The organism is Nocardia sp. FBN12, assembly GCF_050320175.1.
GTDB lineage: Bacteria > Actinomycetota > Actinomycetes > Mycobacteriales > Mycobacteriaceae > Nocardia.
The window spans coordinates 5,198,387-5,216,999 of record NZ_CP190048.1; the positions used below are offsets into that span (position 1 = coordinate 5,198,387).

General features: G+C 70.3%; 1 protein-coding gene (only partly in view). It reads right to left on the reverse strand.

The whole window is internal to a non-ribosomal peptide synthase/polyketide synthase gene (locus ACQHI0_RS24585) on the reverse strand: the coding sequence, 44,592 nt in all, runs 17,422 nt past the left edge and 8,557 nt past the right edge, and what appears here is coding positions 8,558–27,170 (codon 2,853, partial, through codon 9,057, partial); reading right to left, the first codon wholly in view occupies positions 18,609–18,611. Both the start codon and the stop codon lie outside the window.

The following is an 18,613-nucleotide window of genomic DNA, read 5'->3' on the forward strand; positions in this document are numbered from 1 at the left end:
CCGAGATAGGTGATGACGCCGTTCTCGTCGCGGCGGACGAGGTCACCGGTGCGGTACATGCGCTCACCGCTTGTCCCGAACGGGTCGGCGACGAAGCGGTCGGCGGTGAGGTCGGGTCGGCCGAAGTAGCCGCGCGCCAGCTGGGCACCAGCGAGGTACAGCTCACCGGCGACACCGGCGGCGACCGGGTGCAGACGCGAATCCAGGACGTAGGCCTGCGAGTTCCAGACCGGCGCACCGATCGGGACGGCACCTTCGACCTGGTCGGCGACCGGGCCGTGCGTCGCATGAACGGTGAACTCGGTGGGCCCGTACAGGTTGAACAGGGCCGCGTCGCTCACCTTGCGGAACGCGACGACCGTGTCGGCGGTGAACGCCTCACCGGCGATCAGCAGGGCGCGCAGCGAGGACAGAGCTCCGCCCTCGACAGCGGCTTCACCGATGCTGGCTGCGAAAACAGTCAGCATGGACGGCACGAACGACGTCATCGTGACCTGTTGCGCGGCAATGACATCCGCCAGGTACTGGGGATCGCGGTGACCGTCCGGGCTCGCCACGACGATCCGGCCGCCGGTGCTCAGCGGGCCGAACAGCTCCCACACCGAGACGTCGAAGGTGGCGGGCGTCTTGAACAGCACTACATCGTCGGCACCGATGCCGTATTCGCCGGTGATCCAGCGGATCTGGTTCACCACGGCCGAGTGCGGCACGGCCACACCCTTGGGGCGACCGGTCGAACCGGAGGTGAAGATGACGTAGGCCGGGTGCTGCGGGCGCAGCGGCGCGATCCGCTCGGCGTCGGTGACCGGGGTCTCCGGGTACGCCGAGAGGTCGATCGCGTCGATGACCAGCGTCATCGGGTCACCCGCGACCTCGCCGCCGACAGCCGAGCCGATCCCAGCGGACGAGCCGGTCACGGCAGCGCCGCCGGTCACGGCAGCCTGGCCGGTCGCGGTCGCGGTGGCGCGTGATCCGGCGGCATCCTCGGCCGCGCTGTCGTCGAGCCCGAACCCGTCGCGGGTCGTAGTGAGGACGGCGACCGGGGCCGCCGTCTCGAGCACATAGGCGATGCGGTCGGCGGGCTGGTCCAGGTCCAGCGGCACGTAGCCACCGCCTGCTTCCTGCACCGCGTAGGCGGCGACGACCAGGTCGACGCTGCGGCGCAGGCCGAGGGCGACCAGGGATTCCGGGCCGACGCCCGCTTCGATCAGGCGATGTGCCAACCGGTGTACGCGCGAAGCGAATTCGGCGTAGGTCAGGGTTTCCCCGGTGGCGGGGTCGATCATCGCGACCGCGTCAGGGGTGGCCGCGGCCTGGCGGGCGAACTCGTCCACCAGCGTGCCCGCGTCGGGCAGCTCGCGGGCGGTGTCGTTCCAACCCCGCACGGCCAGTGCGGTTTCCGCCGAGTCGAGCAGCGCGATGTCGCCGACGGCGCGGTGCGGGGTCGCCGCGATTCCGGCGAGCAGGCGGGCGAACCGGGCACCGAAGCGTTCCATCGTCGCCGCGTCGAACAGGTCGGTGGCGTAGATCAGCTCGGCGACGATGCCTGCGGTCTCGCCCTGCTTCTCGGTCAGCACGACCTGCAGGTCGAACTTGGCCACGTCGATCGGGAGGTCGACGCCGCTGACGGTGAGGCCGGGCAGTTCCAGGCTCGTCTGGGCGGTGTTCTGGAAGGCCAGCATGACCTGGAACAGCGGGTGGCGGGCCTGCGAGCGAGCGGGGTTGATGATCTCGACGAGGCGCTCGAACGGCAGGTCGGCGTGGCCGAAGGCGGCGATGTCGCTCGTGCGGACCTCGCCGAGCAGGTCGGTGAAGCCGGCGTCGCTGTCCACCTCGGTGCGCAGCACCAGGGTGTTGACGAACATGCCGATCAGGTCGTCGAGAGCGCGCTCACCACGGCCCGCGATGGGGGTACCGATGGCGATGTCGTTCTCGCCGGACAGGCGCGAGAGCAGCAGGGCCAGCGCCGCGTGGGCGACCATGAACAGCGTCGCGCCACGGGTGCGGGCCAGCTCGGCCAGTGCCGCGTGGGTTTTCGCGTCGATCTCGAAGGTGTGGGTGGCGCCGCGGCCGCTGGCGACCGCGGGGCGCGGCCGGTCGGCGGGCAGGTCGAGCTGCTCGGGCAGGCCGCGCAGGGTCGAACCCCAGAACGAGATCTGCTGGGCGATCACCGATTTCACGTCGTCCTCGTCACCGAGCACGGCGCGCTGCCAGAGCGCGAAGTCGGCGTACTGGACCTCGAGGGGACGCCAGGCCGGTTCCGCGCCTTCGACGCGGGCGCTGTAGGCGGTCATCACGTCGCGGGTGAGTGGGCCCATGGAGAAGCCGTCGGCCGAGATGTGGTGCACGACAAGGGCGAGCACGTGTTCGGTGGGGCTCACCTCGAACAGGGCCGCGCGGAAGGGTACCTCGGCGGTGACGTCGAACGCGGTGCGCACCAGCTCCGAAAGCCGTTGCGGCAGTTCGGCGGCGGTGGTCTCGATCGGCGCGAGGTCGGGGATCACCTTGCCGGTCGGGACGATCACCTGGTAGCCGGCGCCGGAGACCTCCGGGTAGTAGCTGCGCAGGGATTCGTGGCGGGCGAGCACGTCGGCCACGGCCACCTGGAGGGCCTGGCGGTCGAGCAGACCCGAAAGTCGCACGGCGGCAGGGATGTTGTCCACCGCGGACTCGGGGTCGAAGCGGTTGAGGAACCACATGCGCTGCTGGGCAAGGGACAGCGGCACCCGCTCGGGGCGTTGCTGCGGCACCAGCGGTGCGCGACGCTCGGCACCGGAGTGCGTCTCGGCGCGGGCCGCCAGGGCGGCGACGGTGGAGGCTTCGAACAGCTCGCGCACGCCGATATCGGAGTCCAAGGCGGCCGACAGGCGGGCGGCGACCTGGGTGGCGGTCAGCGAGTTGCCGCCGAGGGCGAAGAAGTCGTCGTCGAGGCCGACCCGGTCGAGGCCGAGCACGCCGGCGAAGGTCGCCGCGACGATCTCCTCGACCGGAGTGGTCGGGGCGCGGAACACCGCGGCCTCGAACACCGGCGCGGGCAGCGCCTTGCGGTCGAGCTTGCCGGAGGCGTTGAGCGGGAACTCGTCGAGGACGATGATCACCGCGGGCACCATGTAGGCGGGCAGGTTGTTGCCCAGTTCCTCGCGGGTGTCCTCGATGTCGACGGTGCGGCCGGTCGCCGGGATGACGTAGGCCACCAGCTGGTCACCGGTGTGCTGATCGCCGCGTACGACGACCACCGACTGCGCGACCTCGTCGAGGCCGGTGAGCGCGGACTCGATCTCGCCGAGCTCGATGCGCAGACCGCGCAGCTTCACCTGGAAGTCGGTGCGGCCCAGGTATTCCAGCTCGCCCTGTTCGGTCCAGGCGACGAGGTCACCGGTGCGGTACATGCGCTCGCCGCCCGTGGGGCTGCCGGCGGGCCCGGAGGCGGTAGCGGAGCGTGACCGCGCAGGGCCCTCGGCTGCACCGCCGTCGGATACAGCGCCGAACGGGTTGGCAACGAAGCGGTCCGCGGACAGGTCAGGCCGCGCGACGTATCCGCGCGCCAACTGATCGCCCGCGAGGTAGAGCTCACCCGCGACGCCGACCGGGACAGGGCGCAGGCGCGCGTCGAGAACGTAGACCTGGGTGTTGAAGACCGGCGCGCCGATCGGGACAGTGTCCACATCGGTGTCGACGACCTCGTGGAAGGTGACGTCGACCGCGGCCTCGGTGGGGCCGTACAGGTTGTGCAGCGCGGCGCCGGTCAGCTCACGCAGACGGTGAGCGGGCTTGGGCGGCAACGCTTCACCGGAGGCGAACACCATGCGCAGCGACTCACAGCGCGCGGCCGCGGCGTCGGCGACGAACACGGCGAGCATCGACGGCACGAAGTGGGTGACGGTGACGCCCTCGGTGCGAATGATCTCCGCGAGGTACGCCGGATCGCGATGGCCGTCCGGCTTCGCGACGACGAGCTTCGCGCCGATCTGCAAGGGCCAGAAGAACTCCCACACCGACACGTCGAAGGTGGCGGGCGTCTTCTGCAGGACCACATCGGCCTCGGTCAGGCCGTAGGCCTCCTGCATCCAGACGAGACGGTTGACGATCGCACCGTGGCTGACCGCAACGCCCTTCGGCCGGCCGGTCGAACCCGACGTGAAGATCACGTACGCGGTGTTCTCCGGACGCAGCGGCGCGATGCGCTGGGCATCGGTGACGCGAGTGTCGGTGTAGCCGTCCAGATCGAGCAGGTCGATGCGCACCTGCGCGGTGTCGATCGCCAGATCGGTGCCCGAGGTGAGCACACACACCGGATCCGCTGTCGCCAGAATGTATTCCGTGCGCTCGGCCGGGTGATCGGGGTCGAGCGGCACATAGGCGCCACCGGCCACGCTCACCGCGTACATGCCGATCACCAGGTCGAGCGAGCGGCGCATGCCAAGTGCCACATAGGTTTCCGGGCCGACGCCGCGGTCGATCAGCCAGCGCGACAGGCGGTAGACCCGCTGGGCGAACTCGGCGTAGGACAGGCTGGTGCCCTCGAAGGACAGCGCGGTGCCCCGCGGCGTGCGCGCCAGCTGGGCCTCGAACATCGAGACGAGGGTGGCCTGCTGATCGACCTCGTGCGCGGTGGCGTTCCACGCACGGACGACGAGTTCGCGTTCGGCGGCATCGAGCAGCTCGATATCACCCACGGCGACAGCCGGTTCCGTGGTGATCGCGGTGAGCACCCGGATCAGGCGCTCGGCGATGCGATGGACGGTGGCGGCGTCGAACAGGTCGCTCAAGTAGCCGGCGCGGATGCGCAGCTGGGTGTCGAGCTGGGCGATCAGCGACAGCGGGTAGTGCGTGGCGTCGGCGGCGTCGAGGCCGGTGACGGCCATGCCGTCGATATCGGCGGCCTGGGCCTTGATGCCCTCGGCGTCGACCGGGTAGGACTCGAAGACCACCAGCGAGTCGAACAGGCCACCGATGCCTGCCGCCGACTGGATCTCGGCGAGGCCGATGTAGTGGTGGTCGAGCAGGTCGGCCTGCTCGCCCTGGGTACGGGTGAGCACGTCACGCACCGATTCGGCGGCGTCGAAGCGCACGCGCACCGGGACGGTGTTGATGAACAGGCCGACCATGGATTCCACGCCTGCGAGCTGCGCGGGACGGCCCGAGACGGTGGTGCCGAAGAGCACGTCGTCGCGGCCGGTCATCCGGCCGAGCACGATCGACCAGGCCACCTGAAGAACGGTGTTCGGGGTGACGCCGAGGTCGGCGGCCAGGGCGACCAGGCGGGCCGTGGTGGGCTCGTCGAGGTCGAACAGGTACTCGTCGGACAACGCGGCGATCTCGCGGCTCGCGTCGGGACGAGCCAGCATGGTGGGCTCGGTGACGCCGCGCAGTGCGTCGGACCAGGCCTCGACCGAGACCGAATGATCCTGGCGGGCAACCCATTCCAGGAAGTGGCGGTAGGAGCGAACGGCGGGCAGCGCGCTCGCGTCGCCGTGCAGGGCGTAGAGGGCGAGCAGGTCACGCATGACCAGCGGCGTCGACCAGCCGTCCAGGAGGATGTGGTGGTTGGACACCACGAAGCGCCACTCGTGCTCGGCGATCTGGATCAGTGTGAAGCGGATCAGCGGCGGGTTCGCCAGGTCGAAGCGGGCGGTGCGGTCGGCCTCGACGAGGTCGTTGTACTCGCCCGATTCCGTGCGGTCGTGTTCGGTCCAGGCAACACGGGTGGTGTCGAGGACGACCTGTACGGCATTGCCGTCGTGGTCGGTGACGAACGCGGTGCGCAGGGTTTCGTGGCGGTCGAGCAGCGCCTGGGCGGCGGCGCGCAGACGGGTGGCGTCGACGCGACCGGTGAGCGTGAGAACAGCCTGGGCGGTGTAGACGTCGACCGAGCTGGCCGCGAGGCGGGCGTGGAAGAACAGGCCTGCCTGCAGCGCGGCCAGCGGCCACACCTGGGTCAGCTCGGGGTAGCGCTGCTCCCAGGTGTCGATGTCACGCTGGGTGGCGCGCACGAGAGCGAAGTCGGACGGCGTGTGGCCGCCCGCGTCCGCCGAATTGGCGTGCCGGGCAACGGCTTCGAGTGCGGTGATCCACAGGTCGGCGAATTCGCGGACCTCGGCTTCGGCGAGCAGGGTGCTCGGGTAGCCGATGTTGGCGCTGAGCTTGTCGCCGACGACGATCGCGTTGACGTCGAGGGGCGCCATCGCGGGCATGTCGGCGTCGTAGGCGCCACCGAGGGCGGCCAGTTCGGGCGCGGGAATCCAGCCGAAGCCGCGCAGGGCTTCGGGGACATCGCTGTCGGCGACGCGGCCGAGGTAGTTGAAGCTGATCTGGCCGGGGAGCTGCGTGGGCAGTTCGACGGCGGTCTCGGCGTTCATGTACCGCAGCAGGCCGTAACCGATGCCCTTGTCGGGCACCGAGAGCAGCTGTTCCTTGACGGCCTTCACGGCCTGGCCCAGCGCCGGTCCACCGGCGAGAGCGGCGTCGATATCGATGCCTGCCAGGTCGAGGCGGACCGGGAAGATCGCGGTGAACCAGCCGACAGTGCGGGACAGATCGGCGCCGGGCGCGACCTCTTCCTCGCGGCCGTGGCCTTCGAGGCGGACCAGCAGGGCGTCGTCGCCGGACCGCGCGCCCGCGGCCGAACTGCGACCGTTCGTGGCGGCACGGTCGCTGCTCGCGGTACCGGTGCGGGTGGAGCGCCACTTGGCGGCGGCCAGTGCCAGCGCAGTGAGCAGGCCGTCGTTCACGCCACCGTGGAACAGCGCGGGGACGGTGGTGAGCAGGGCCTTGGTGACCTCGGCGGACACCTCGACCGGCAGCTTCTCGACGACGCCGGAGACGTCGACCGCCGGGTCCATCGGCCGCTCGGTGAGCAGCGGGTCCGGGGTCTGGACGACCGCACGCCAGAAGTCGAGTTCGGCGGCGCGATCGGCGCTCTTCGCCTCGTCGGCGAGGGCGTGCGCCCAGGCCCGCATCGAGGTGGCGGGGGCGCCGAGTTCGGGCTGCTGCCCGGCGGAGAGCTGACCCCACGCGGAAACGAAGTCGGGCACGAGGATGCGCCACGAGACACCGTCGACCACGAGGTGGTGGGCGACGACGATCAGTCGACCCGCCCGACGGGCATTCGACGCACCGGTCGCGGCGCTGGTGTGCGTGACTGCCAGGCCCTCCGGGGCGGCGTCGCTCGACTCAGCGGTGTTCAGGTCCGGCTCGAGCCAGACGAAGCGCACGACGACACCGTTGGCGGGGTCGAGGCGGTCGAGGCTGGCATCCAATGCGGCGGAAGCGATTTCGACGAGTTCGGCATCGGAGACGGCGGTGTCGAAAGCGGTGTGGTCGATCAGTGCGGTGGCGTCGACGGTGCCGGTCGGGGCGGTGTCGACGACCCAGCGGCCGTCGACCTGGTGCAGGCGCGAGCGCAGCATGTCGTGGCGATCGATGACCGCGCCGACGGTGGCGGCGATGCCGGCGCGGTCGATGCCGACCGGCAGTTCCAGCGCCATGGTCTGGTTGAACCGGTTGAACGAACCGGCCCGCTCCGCCATGAACCGCACGACCGGGGTCAGCGGCATCTCGCCGACGCCACCGCCCGGCAGCTCGGCCAGGGTGATCGCGGAAGCGGCTGCCACATCGGCGGTTTCGGCGACCGAGGCCAGGCCGGCGACGGTGCGCTGTTCGAAGACGTTGCGCGGGGAGAAGAGCACGCCGCGCGCCTTGGCGCGGGAGACGAGCTGGATGGAGACGATCGAGTCGCCGCCGAGGGCGAAGAACGAGTCGTCCACGCCAACGCGTTCCACCCCGAGCACCTCGGCGAAGACCTCGGCGATGGTCTGCTCGATCGGGTTTCGCGCGGCCCGGAAGGTCACCTCGGTGGCGAACACCGGCTCCGGCAGCGCCTTTCGGTCGAGCTTGCCGACCGGGGTGAGCGGCACGTGGTCGATCACCATGATCGACGACGGCACCATGTACGCGGGCAGGCGATCCTCGACGTGCGCGGTCAGCGCGGCGACATCGATCGAATGACCCGGCGCGGCAACCACATACGCGACCAGCGAGACGGCGCCAGCGGTGCTCTTGTGGCCGACTGTGGTGGCGAAGTCGACGGTCTCGTGCGAGGCGAGAGCGGAGTCGATCTCGCCCAGTTCGATCCGGAAGCCGCGGATCTTGACCTGGAAGTCGGAGCGGCCGACGTACTCGACGGTCCGCTCGGCGGTCCAGCGCACGACGTCGCCGGTGCGGTACATCCGCTCCCCCGGCAGGAACGGGTCGGCGACGAACCGGTCGGCGGTGAGCCCGGCGCGGGCGTGGTAGCCGCGGGCCAGCTGGATGCCCGACAGGTAGAGCTCACCCGCGACACCCACCGGAACGGGCTGGAGCTGGGCGTCCAGGATCAGCGAGCGCATGCCGCGGGTCGGCCCACCGATGGTGACCAACTCGCCCGGCACCAGCGCGGCGCTGATGTTCGTCATGATCGTGGTCTCGGTGGGTCCGTAACCGTTGTGGAAGGCGCGAGTTGTGCCGTTTTCCAGGGGAACTGCCCACTTGCTCACCAGATCGGCGGGCACCGCCTCACCACCGGCGACCAGGACGCGCAGCGAGTCGAGGCCGGTGGGGTCGAAGGTCGCCAGGGCGGCGGGGGTGATGAAGGCGTGGGTGACCCGCTCGGTGCGGATCAGTTCGGACAGTTCGTCGCCGCCGTAGACGCCCGGCGGGACGACGACCAGCGTGCCACCGCGGGCCAGCGCCAGCAGCAGTTCGAGGATCGAGGCGTCGAACGAGGGCGAGGCGAAATGCAGTGCGCGCGTGCCGGAATCGAGGGCGTAGCGCTTGGCCTGCTCCTCGCCGAAGTTGGCAAGACCGGCGTGCGTGACGACGACGCCCTTGGGCACGCCGGTGGAGCCGGAGGTGTAGATCACGTAGGCGGGCTGCTCAGGGGCGGTTACCCGGACGAGCTCGGCGTCGGTGATCGGACCGCCGTCGAAACGAGCCAGGTCGAGCTCATCGAGCACGAGCCAACCTGCCGCGGGAGCATCCGCGGTCGAACTGCCATGGCTTGTTTCCGACTCGGCGGCTTCACCCGACGCGTGCGGCGTGGATTCGACACCGGCCGCGGTAGGCGGTGCGATGTCGGGCAGTCCGCCCAGCACCGACGCGACGGTGATGCCCAGCGGCGAACCGGAGTCGGTGACCATGTGGGCGATGCGGTCGGCGGGATAGGTCGGGTCGACCGGGACGAACGCGGCACCGGTCTTGGCGACCGCCCACGCTGCCAGCACCGAGTCGGCCGATCGCGGAACGCCGATCGCGACGAGGTCTTCGGTGCCGATTCCCTCGGCGATCAGCAAGCGCGCCAGGCGGTTCGAGCGTTCGTCGAGTTCGGCGTACGACAGCGTCGCGAAGCGACTCGATGAGGGGCGGTGGTCGGGCGACGGGTGGGCGACACTCGTCCCCTGGAACACCACGGCGGTGCCGGTCGGGTTCTGGGCGACAGCGTCGGCCATGAGGTTGCGCAGGGTGCGCGCGGGCACCGGCGGTTCGCCGACCCGGAACACCAGGTCGGCCCGCTCGGCGGCATCGAGCACATCGATCGCGCTGACGGTCACCGACGCATCGGCGGCCACCGCTTCGAGCACTCGTTCCCAGCGGGTCGCGATGGTGGCGACGGTGTCCTCGTCGAACAGTTCGGTGGCGTAGTTCAGTGCCAGCGCCATCCCGCCGTGGCCGGGTTCGCCCAGCTCGGAGAGGGTGAACTGCAGGTCGAAGCGGGCAACGCTCTCGTCGAGATCGAGCGCGGAGACAGCCAGGCCGGGCAGTTCCAAGGTGGTGCGGTCCAGGTTCTGGAAGGCCAGCATCACCTGGAACAGCGGGTTGCGCGACTGCGAGCGCTCGGGCGCCAGGAGTTCCACCAGGCGTTCGAAGGGCACGTCGGCGTTGCCGTAGGCGTCCAGGTCGGTCTTGCGCGCCTGCTCGAGCAGGTCGGTGAACGACTCGGCCGGGCGCACGCCGGTGCGCAGCACCAGGGTGTTGACGAACATGCCAACCAGGTCGTCGAGCGCCTGCTCACCACGGCCCGCGATCGGGGTGCCGATAGCTACGTCGTCGGAGCCGGAAAGGCGAGCCAACAGCACCGCCAGCGCGGTGTGCATGACCATGAACAGCGACGCGCCCTGGCGACGGGCCACCTCGTCGAGCTTCGCGATGAGCTCGGGCGAGAGCTCGCGATGCACGGTGGCGCCGCGCAGTGAGGCGATGGCCGGACGCTGCCGGTCGAACGGCAGGGTCAGTTCGTCGGGAACGCCGGCGAGTTGCTGCTGCCAATACCCGACCTGGCGCGACATCAACGAATCGGCGTCGTCCTCGGTGCCGAGCACCGCACGCTGCCAGATCGCGAAATCGGCGTACTGCACCGGCAGCGGCGTCCAACCCGGGGCAGTGCCCTGGGCGCGGGCGGTGTAGGCCCGCATGACGTCGCGGGTCAGCGGCGCGATCGAGAAGCCGTCGGCGGCGATGTGGTGCACGACCACGACCAAGACGTGTTCAGCGGAGGCGACCCGGAACAGCCGCGCGCGCATCGGAACCTGTTCGGCCACATCGAAACCGGTGGAGACGAACTCGGTGACGGTCTCGAACAGCTCGTCCGGCGAGACCGCGACCGGGCGCAGATCCAGCGAGATGCGTTCCGCCGCGACGATCTGCTGCACCGGGGTGCCGCCGTGTTCGGGGTAGCGGGTGCGCAGCGACTCGTGCCTGCGGACCAGGTCGGCCAGCGCCAACGACAGTGCCTCGGTGTCGAGTTCGCCGGTGAGGCGGATCGCGACGGGCAGGTTGTAGGCGGCCGAGGTGGTGTCGTACTTGTTGAGGAACCACATGCGCTGCTGCGCGAACGACAGCGGAACCAGTTCACCTTCGGCGCGCTCGCGGGCGACCAGCGCCGCGCGGGCGGTGCCGCCGGTGTGCGATTCCACCCGTGTCGCAAGGGCTTCCACGGTGGAGGCTTCGAACAGCGCGCGCACCGGCACCGTGGCGCCGAGCGCCGCACCGATGCGGGCGACGACGCGGGTGGCGATGAGCGAGTTGCCGCCGAGGTCGAAGAAGTCGTCGTCGACGCCGACCCGGTCAAGGCCGAGGACGTCGGCGAAGACCGCGGCGACGGTTTCCTGCACAGGCGTGACCGGTGCGCGGAAGGCCCGCGCCTGCACCGCCGGAGCGGGCAGCGCGCGGCGGTCCAGCTTGCCGTTGACGGTCAGCGGGATCCACTCGAGGCGCACGAGCGCCGCCGGAACCATGTAGGCGGGCAGCTGTTCGGCCGCACCGCTGCGGATGGTCTCCAGGTCGGGTTCGAGATCGCCCTCGGCGACCACGTAGGCGACGATCCGCTGGTCACCCGGCTGATCCTCGCGCACGATGACCGCGGCCTGAGCGATGCCGGGCTGCGCGAGGACGGCGGCTTCGATCTCGCCGAGCTCGATTCGGAAGCCGCGGACCTTCACCTGGTCGTCGGCGCGGCCGAGGTATTCGAGTTCACCGAAGCGGTTCCAGCGCGCGAGGTCACCGGAGCGGTACAGGCGCGAGCCGCCCTGGTTCGGGCCCGCGAGGGGGTTGGCGACGAAGCGGGTGGCGGTCAGGTCGGGGCGACCGAGGTAGCCGCGCGCCAATTGCGGTCCGGCCACATACATTTCGCCCGCGACACCCACCGGCACCGGACGCAACCGGTTGTCGAGCACGTACACGCCAAGGCCCGCGATGGCGCGGCCGACGACCGAACCAGCCGCGGCGGCAATGGTTTTCGCGTCCAGCGCCCGGAACGACACGTGCACCGTGGTCTCGGTGATGCCGTACATGTTGACCAGCGTCGGCGAGCTGTCACCGTGGCGGGCGACCCAATCCGACAGGCGGCGCAGTTCGAGCGCCTCGCCACCGAATACGACGTAGCGCAGGGCGAGCGGTTCCAGGCCCGGGCCGGCGTTCCGGTCGGCCTCGGCCAGCTGGTAGAACGCCGACGGCGTCTGGTTGAGCACCGTCACCTGTTCCACGCGCAGCAGTTCCAGGAACTGCTCGGGCGAACGCGAGGTGTAGTAGTCGACGACGATCAGCGAGCCGCCGAACAGCAGCGGGCCCCACAGTTCCCACACCGAGAAGTCGAAGGCGTAGGAGTGGAACAGGGTCCACACATCGCGCGGGCCGAAGCCGAAGTCGCGATCGGTGTTGGCGAACAGGCGCACCACATTGCGGTGCGCGACCGCGACACCCTTGGGGCGGCCGGTCGAGCCGGAGGTGTAGATGACGTAGGCGACATTGTCCGGCGAGAGCGGGGCGAGCCGGTCGGCGTCGGTGATCGGGGCATCGTCGGCGTCTTCGATATTGCCGGTTTCCACGGCGAAGCCGTCGAGTACCACCGAGGGCAGGTGCTCCGGCACCGTCACCTGGACGGTCGAATCGAGGACCACGCTGGTGGGGCGCGAGTCCTCGAGCACGTAGGCGATGCGCTCGGCCGGGTAGGTCGGGTCGACGGGCACGTAGCCCGCGCCGGTCTTCACCACGGCGAGCAGCGCGACGACCAGGTCCAGCGAGCGCGGCAGGATCACCGCGACCAGCGATTCCGGGCGCGCGCCGTCGTCGATCAGCCTGCGCGCCAGCACGTTCGCGCGGCGATCGAGTTCGCTGTAGGTCAGCGATTCCATGCCGAACTTGGCGGCGATGCGATCGGGGTAGGCGGCGGCCGCGGCGTCGAACAGGTCGACCAGGGTGGTGTGCTTGTTGCCGAACAGGCCGCGCCGGTAGCCGGCGGGGGTGCTCGCGTCGTGGATGACCGGCAGGCCGATGGCGTCGACCCCCGAGGACACCCAGCGCTGGGCGACATCGCGCTGCTCGGCCTCGCCGAGCAGGTCGATGTCGCCGACGATCACGTCCGGGTTCTCGGCGACGGTGCGCAGGATGCGTACCAGCCGGTCACCGAAGGCGACGACGGTTTCGGCGTCGAACAGATCGGTGGCGTAGTTCCACGACAGTGCGAGCGAGCCGTCGGCGGCTTCGCCCACGGTGAGCTGCACGTCGAATTTCGCTGTGCCCGGGTCGAAGTCGACGACATCGAGGTCGAGGCCGGGCAGGGCGATGGTGCCGGTGTCGGCGGCGGTGGCCGCTTCGAAGGTGAGCACCACCTGGAACAGCGGGTGGTGCGCCTGCGATCGGGTGGGGCTGAGCACGTCGACGAGGCGTTCGAACGGCACATCGGCGTTGGCGAAGGCGGACAGGTCGACCTTGCGGATCTGGTCGAGGAGGTCACTGAAGCTCGCGCTCGAGTCGACCTCGCTGCGCAGCACCAGGGTGTTGACGAACATGCCGACCAGGTCGTCGAGCGTGCGCTCGCCACGACCGGCGATGGGCGTGCCGATGGCGATGTCGGTGCTGTTGGACAGGCGCGCGGCCCAGGTGGCCAGTGCCGCGTGCATCACCATGAACAGCGTGACGCCGCGGGCGCGGGCGATCTCGGTCAGTGCGTGGCGCAGTTGCGCGTCGACCGAGAATCGGTGCAGGTCACCGGCATTGGTGGCGACCTCGGGGCGCGGGCGATCGGCGGGCAGCTCGAGCTGATCCGGCAGGTCGCGCAGTTGCTCGGTCCAGTAGGTGAGCTGGCTCGCGGCGACCGACTCGGGATCGGACTCCTCGCCGAGGACCTCACGCTGCCACAGGGTGTAGTCGGCGTACTGGACCTCGAGTGGCGCCCAGGCGGGGATCTCGCCGCGGGTGCGCTCGGTGTAGGCGATGACGACATCGCGCAGCAGCGGACGCAGCGAGAAGCCGTCGCCGCTGATGTGGTGCATGACCAGCACGGCGACGTGGGTACGGTCGTCGACGCGCAGCAGGCTCGCGCGGAACGGGACTTCGCGGGTCACGTCGAAGTGCACGCTCGCCAGTTCGATCACCCTGGCCACCACGTCGCTCGCGGCGACCGGCTGGGCGGCCAGCGCGAAACGGGCCTCGTCGGCGGGCAGGATCCGCTGGTAGCCCGCGCCTTCCTCCACCGCGCTCGTGGCGATGTCGGCGGCCGGGTAGAAGGTGCGCAGGGACTCGTGCCGGGCGACCACGTCGGCGATGGCCGCTTCGAGCGCGGCGACATCGAGCTCACCGGTGAGGCGGATCGCGACGGGGATGTTGTTGACCGCGGTGCGATTGTCGAAGCGGTTGAGGAACCACATCCGCTGCTGGGCCTGCGACAGCGGCACCAACTCGGGACGCGGGCGAGGAGCAAGCGGGATCCGGCCGCCACGGCCGGTGTGCGTTTCGACGTGCGCGGACAGCGCGGCCACCGTCGAGGCCTCGAACAGCGCGCGCAGCGGCACCTGGATGTCGAGCGCCTCCGACAGGCGCGCCGCGACCCTGGTGGCGACCAGGGAGTTGCCGCCGAGTTCGAAGAAGTCGTCGTCGAGGCCGACCTGACCGGCGCCGAGCACCTCGGCGAAGGTGGCGGCGACGATCTGCTGCACCGGCGTGACCGGCGGCTGGAACACCCGCGCGGCGAACACCGGCGAGGGCAGCGCCTTGCGGTCGAGCTTGCCGGAGGCGTTGAGCGGGAACGCGTTCAGCACCACGTACGCGGCGGGCACCATGTAGACCGGCAGCGCGGTGCCGAGGGCGTTCTTGACCGCGTCGGTGTCGACGGTGGCGCCGGTCTGCGGGATGACGTAGGCGACCAGCTGATCGCCGGTGTGCTCATCGGCGCGAACCACGACCACCGACTGGGCGATCTCCGGCAGCGCGGTCAGCGCCGACTCGATCTCACCGAGTTCGATGCGCAGACCACGCAGCTTCACCTGGAAGTCGGTGCGGCCCAGGTATTCCAGTTCGCCTGCCGCGGTCCAGGTGACGAGGTCACCGGTGCGGTACATGCGCTCGCCGGGTGCGAAGGGATCGGCGACGAACCGGTCCATCGTCAGATCCGCGCGACCCACATACCCGTGGGCCAGCTGCACGCCCGCGAGATAGAGCTCACCCGCGACACCGACCGGAACCGGCCGCAGTCGCGAATCCAGCACGTACAGGCGGGTGTTGAACACCGGGGCGCCGATCGGCACTGTCTCGGTGTCGGCGTCGGTGACCTCGTGATAGGTCACGTCGACCGCGGCTTCGGTGGGTCCGTAGAGGTTGTGCAGTGCGGCGCCGGTCAATTCGCGCAGACGCTGGGCGGTCGGCGCGGGCAGACCTTCACCGGAGGCGAACACGTTACGCAGCGAGACACACTCGGCGGCAAGCGGTTCGGTGACGAACACCGCCATCATCGACGGCACGAAGTGCACCGTGGTGACCTGCTCGGCCACGATCAGCCGCGCCAGGTAGGCCGGATCGCGATGGCCGTCCGGCTTGGCGACGACCAGGCGCGCGCCGACCTGCAGGGGCCAGAAGAACTCCCACACCGACACGTCGAAGGTGGCGGGGGTCTTCTGCAGCACCACGTCGTCGGCGGCGAGGCCGTAGGCGGCGTGCATCCACACCAGGCGGTTGACGATCGCCGCGTGGCTGACCGCGACGCCCTTGGGGCGACCGGTCGAACCGGAGGTGAAGATGACGTAGGCGGTGTTGTCCGAGCGCAGCGGGCGGTGCCGGTCGGCATCGGTGACCGGCGCGGTCGAGTGGCCCGACAGGTCGAGCTGGTCGATGCGCACCTCGCGACCGGCGGCCGCGGGCAGGTCCTCACCGGAGGTGAGCACGCAGACCGGTTGCGCGGTCTCGAGGATGTGCTCGATGCGCTCGGCCGGGTGGTCGGGGTCGAGCGGCACGTACGCGCCACCGGCGGCGGACACGGCGTACATGCCGACCAGCAGGTCGATCGAGCGCCGCATACCAAGGGCCACATACGATTCCGGGCCGACACCGGCGTCCTTGAGCCAGCGCGCCAGCTGACGCACCCGCCCCGCGAACTCGGCGTAGGACAGACTCGTCCCCTCGAACGTGAGCGCGATCGCGTCGGGCGTGCGCGCGACCTGGGCCTCGAAGAGGGCATTGAGGGTGGCCGGGTCGTCGTCGCTCGGGGTGCTCAGCGCGGCGTCGACCGCGAATTCGGTGTCGTTCCAGCGGTCGAGCACCAGGGTGCGTTCGGCGGTGTCGAGGAGTTCGATGTCGCCGACGGGGGCCGAGGGATCGACCACGATGGCGGTGAGCACGCGCAGCAGGCGGGCACCGAACCGCGCGGCGAAGTCGGCGTCGAAAAGGTCTGTGGCGTAGACGAGTTCGGCGTCCATGTAGCTGTCGTCCGGAACCTCGCTCAGCGCGAGCTGCAGGTCGAACTTGGCCATGTGCTGGTCGATACCCAGCTCCGAGACCGTGAGGCCGGGCAGTTCCAAGGTGGTGCGGCCCAGGTTCTGGAACGAGAGCATCACCTGGAACAGCGGGTGCCGCGACTGCGAGCGCGCCGGGTTGAGCACCTCGACGAGGCGCTCGAACGGCACGTCGGCGTGGGCGAAGGCGGCCAGATCGTGTTCGCGGACCTGACCGAGCAGCTCGGTGAAGGTGGCGGCCGGGTCGACCTGCGCGCGCAGCACCAGGGTGTTGACGAACATGCCGACCAGGTCGTCGAGGGCCTGCTGACCACGGCCCGCGACCGGGGTGCCGATGGCGATGTCGTCGGTACCGGACAGGCGCGACAGCAGCACGGCGAAGGCGCTGTGCACCACCATGAACAGGGTGGTGCTGTGCTCGTGCGCGACCTGGTTCAGTGCGTCGACGAGCTCGCCCGGCAACTCGAAACGGTGCGTGCCCGCCTGGTAGCTGGCCTGCGCGGGCCGCGACTTGTGGCCGAGGCGCAGTTCGTCGGGCAGGTCGGCCAGCGCGCCGCGCCAGTGCTCGAGCTGCTCGGAGATCAGCGAGGTGGGATCGGTTTCGTCGCCGAGGATTTCGCGCTGCCAGAGCGCGTAGTCGACGTACTGGATGTCCAGGGGCGGCCAGCCGGGTTCGGTGCCCGCGGTGCGAGCCACGTAGGCGGTCATCAGGTCGCGCACCAGCGGGCGCAGCGAGAAGCCGTCGGCGGCGATGTGGTGGACCACCATCACCAGCACGTGCTCGCGTTCGCTGAGTTCGTAGACCCGAAGGCGCACAGGCGCGTTCGCGGTGACGTCGAAGCCGCGGCGGGCGAACTCGTAGAGCGAGGTCGCCATGTCGGTCTCGTCGGCTTCGACCAGCTCGACTTCGGGGATCGAGCCCGCGGCCGCCAGGACCTTCTGGAAGGCGCTGCCGTCGGCCATGGTGGCGCGACCCGGCTCGGCGGCCACGTACACGGGATAGACCGTGCGCAGGGTTTCGTGGCGGGCGACCACGTCGGCGACCGCGCCGCGCAGAGCGGGCAGGTCGAGCAGGCCCTGGAGGCGGACCGCGACCGGGATGTTGTAGGTGCCGGTGTCGGCGACGTCGAAGCGGTTCAGGAACCACATGCGCTGCTGCGCGAGCGAGAGCGGCGGGTGCTCGGGACGCTGACGAGCCGTGAGTTCGGCGCGCAGACCGGTGCCCGCGTGCGATTCCACGCGCGCGGCCAGGGCACCGACGGTGGGCGCCTCGAACAGGGTGCGCACGCCGACCTCGGCATCGAGTGCCTTGCTCAGGCGGGCGGCGACCTGGGTGGCGACCAGGGAGTTGCCGCCGAGGGCGAAGAAGTCGTCGTCCACGCCGACGCGCTCGGCGCCGAGCAGGTCGGCGAAGATCTCGGCGACGATCTCCTCGATCGGCGTCGAGGGCGCGCGGAACACCTTGGCCTCGAACACCGGCGCGGGCAACGCTTTACGGTCGAGCTTGCCGGAAGCGTTGAGCGGGAAGGCATCCAGCACCACCAGGGCGGACGGCACCATGTAGGTGGGCAGTTCGGCGGTGATGCCCGCCTTCACGGCGGCCACGTCGAGGGTCGTCTCCGCTTCGGGCACAACGTAACCGACGAGCTGGTCACCGGCGTGCGCGTCGGAGCGCACGACGACGACCGACTGCGCGACACCCGGCTGGGCCAGCAGGGTCGCCTCGATCTCGCCGAGTTCGATGCGCAGACCGCGCAGCTTCACCTGGAAGTCGGTGCGGCCCAGGTAGTTCAGTTCGCCGTGCGTCAGGCCAGAGCCGTCGGACACCGAGGTCCAGGTGACCAGGTCGCCGGTGCGGTACATGCGCGAGCCGGCCCCGCCGTACGGGTTGGCGACGAAACGGTCGGCGGTGAGGTCGGCCCGGTTGAGGTAGCCGACGGCCAGCTGGTCGCCCGCGAGATAGAGCTCTCCCGCGACGCCGGGTGCCACCGGGTGCAGTCGCGAATCCAGCACGAACACCCGGGTGTTCCACACCGGACGCCCGATCGGCACCGACTCCACATCGGCGTCGACGACCTCGTGATAGGTGACGTCGACCGCGGCCTCGGTGGGCCCGTACAGGTTGTGCAGGCGCGCACCGGTGAGTTCGCGCAGGCGCTGCGCGGTGGGCGCGGGCAGCGCCTCACCGGAGGCGAACACCTGACGCAGGCGCACCGCGTCGCCGTTGCCGTTGCTGCCGAGGGTCGAGACGAACACCGACAGCATCGAGGGCACGAAGTGCGCGGTGGTGATGCCGCGTTCGGCGATGATCTGGGCCAGGTACACCGGGTCGCGGTGGCCGTCGGGCTTGGCGACGA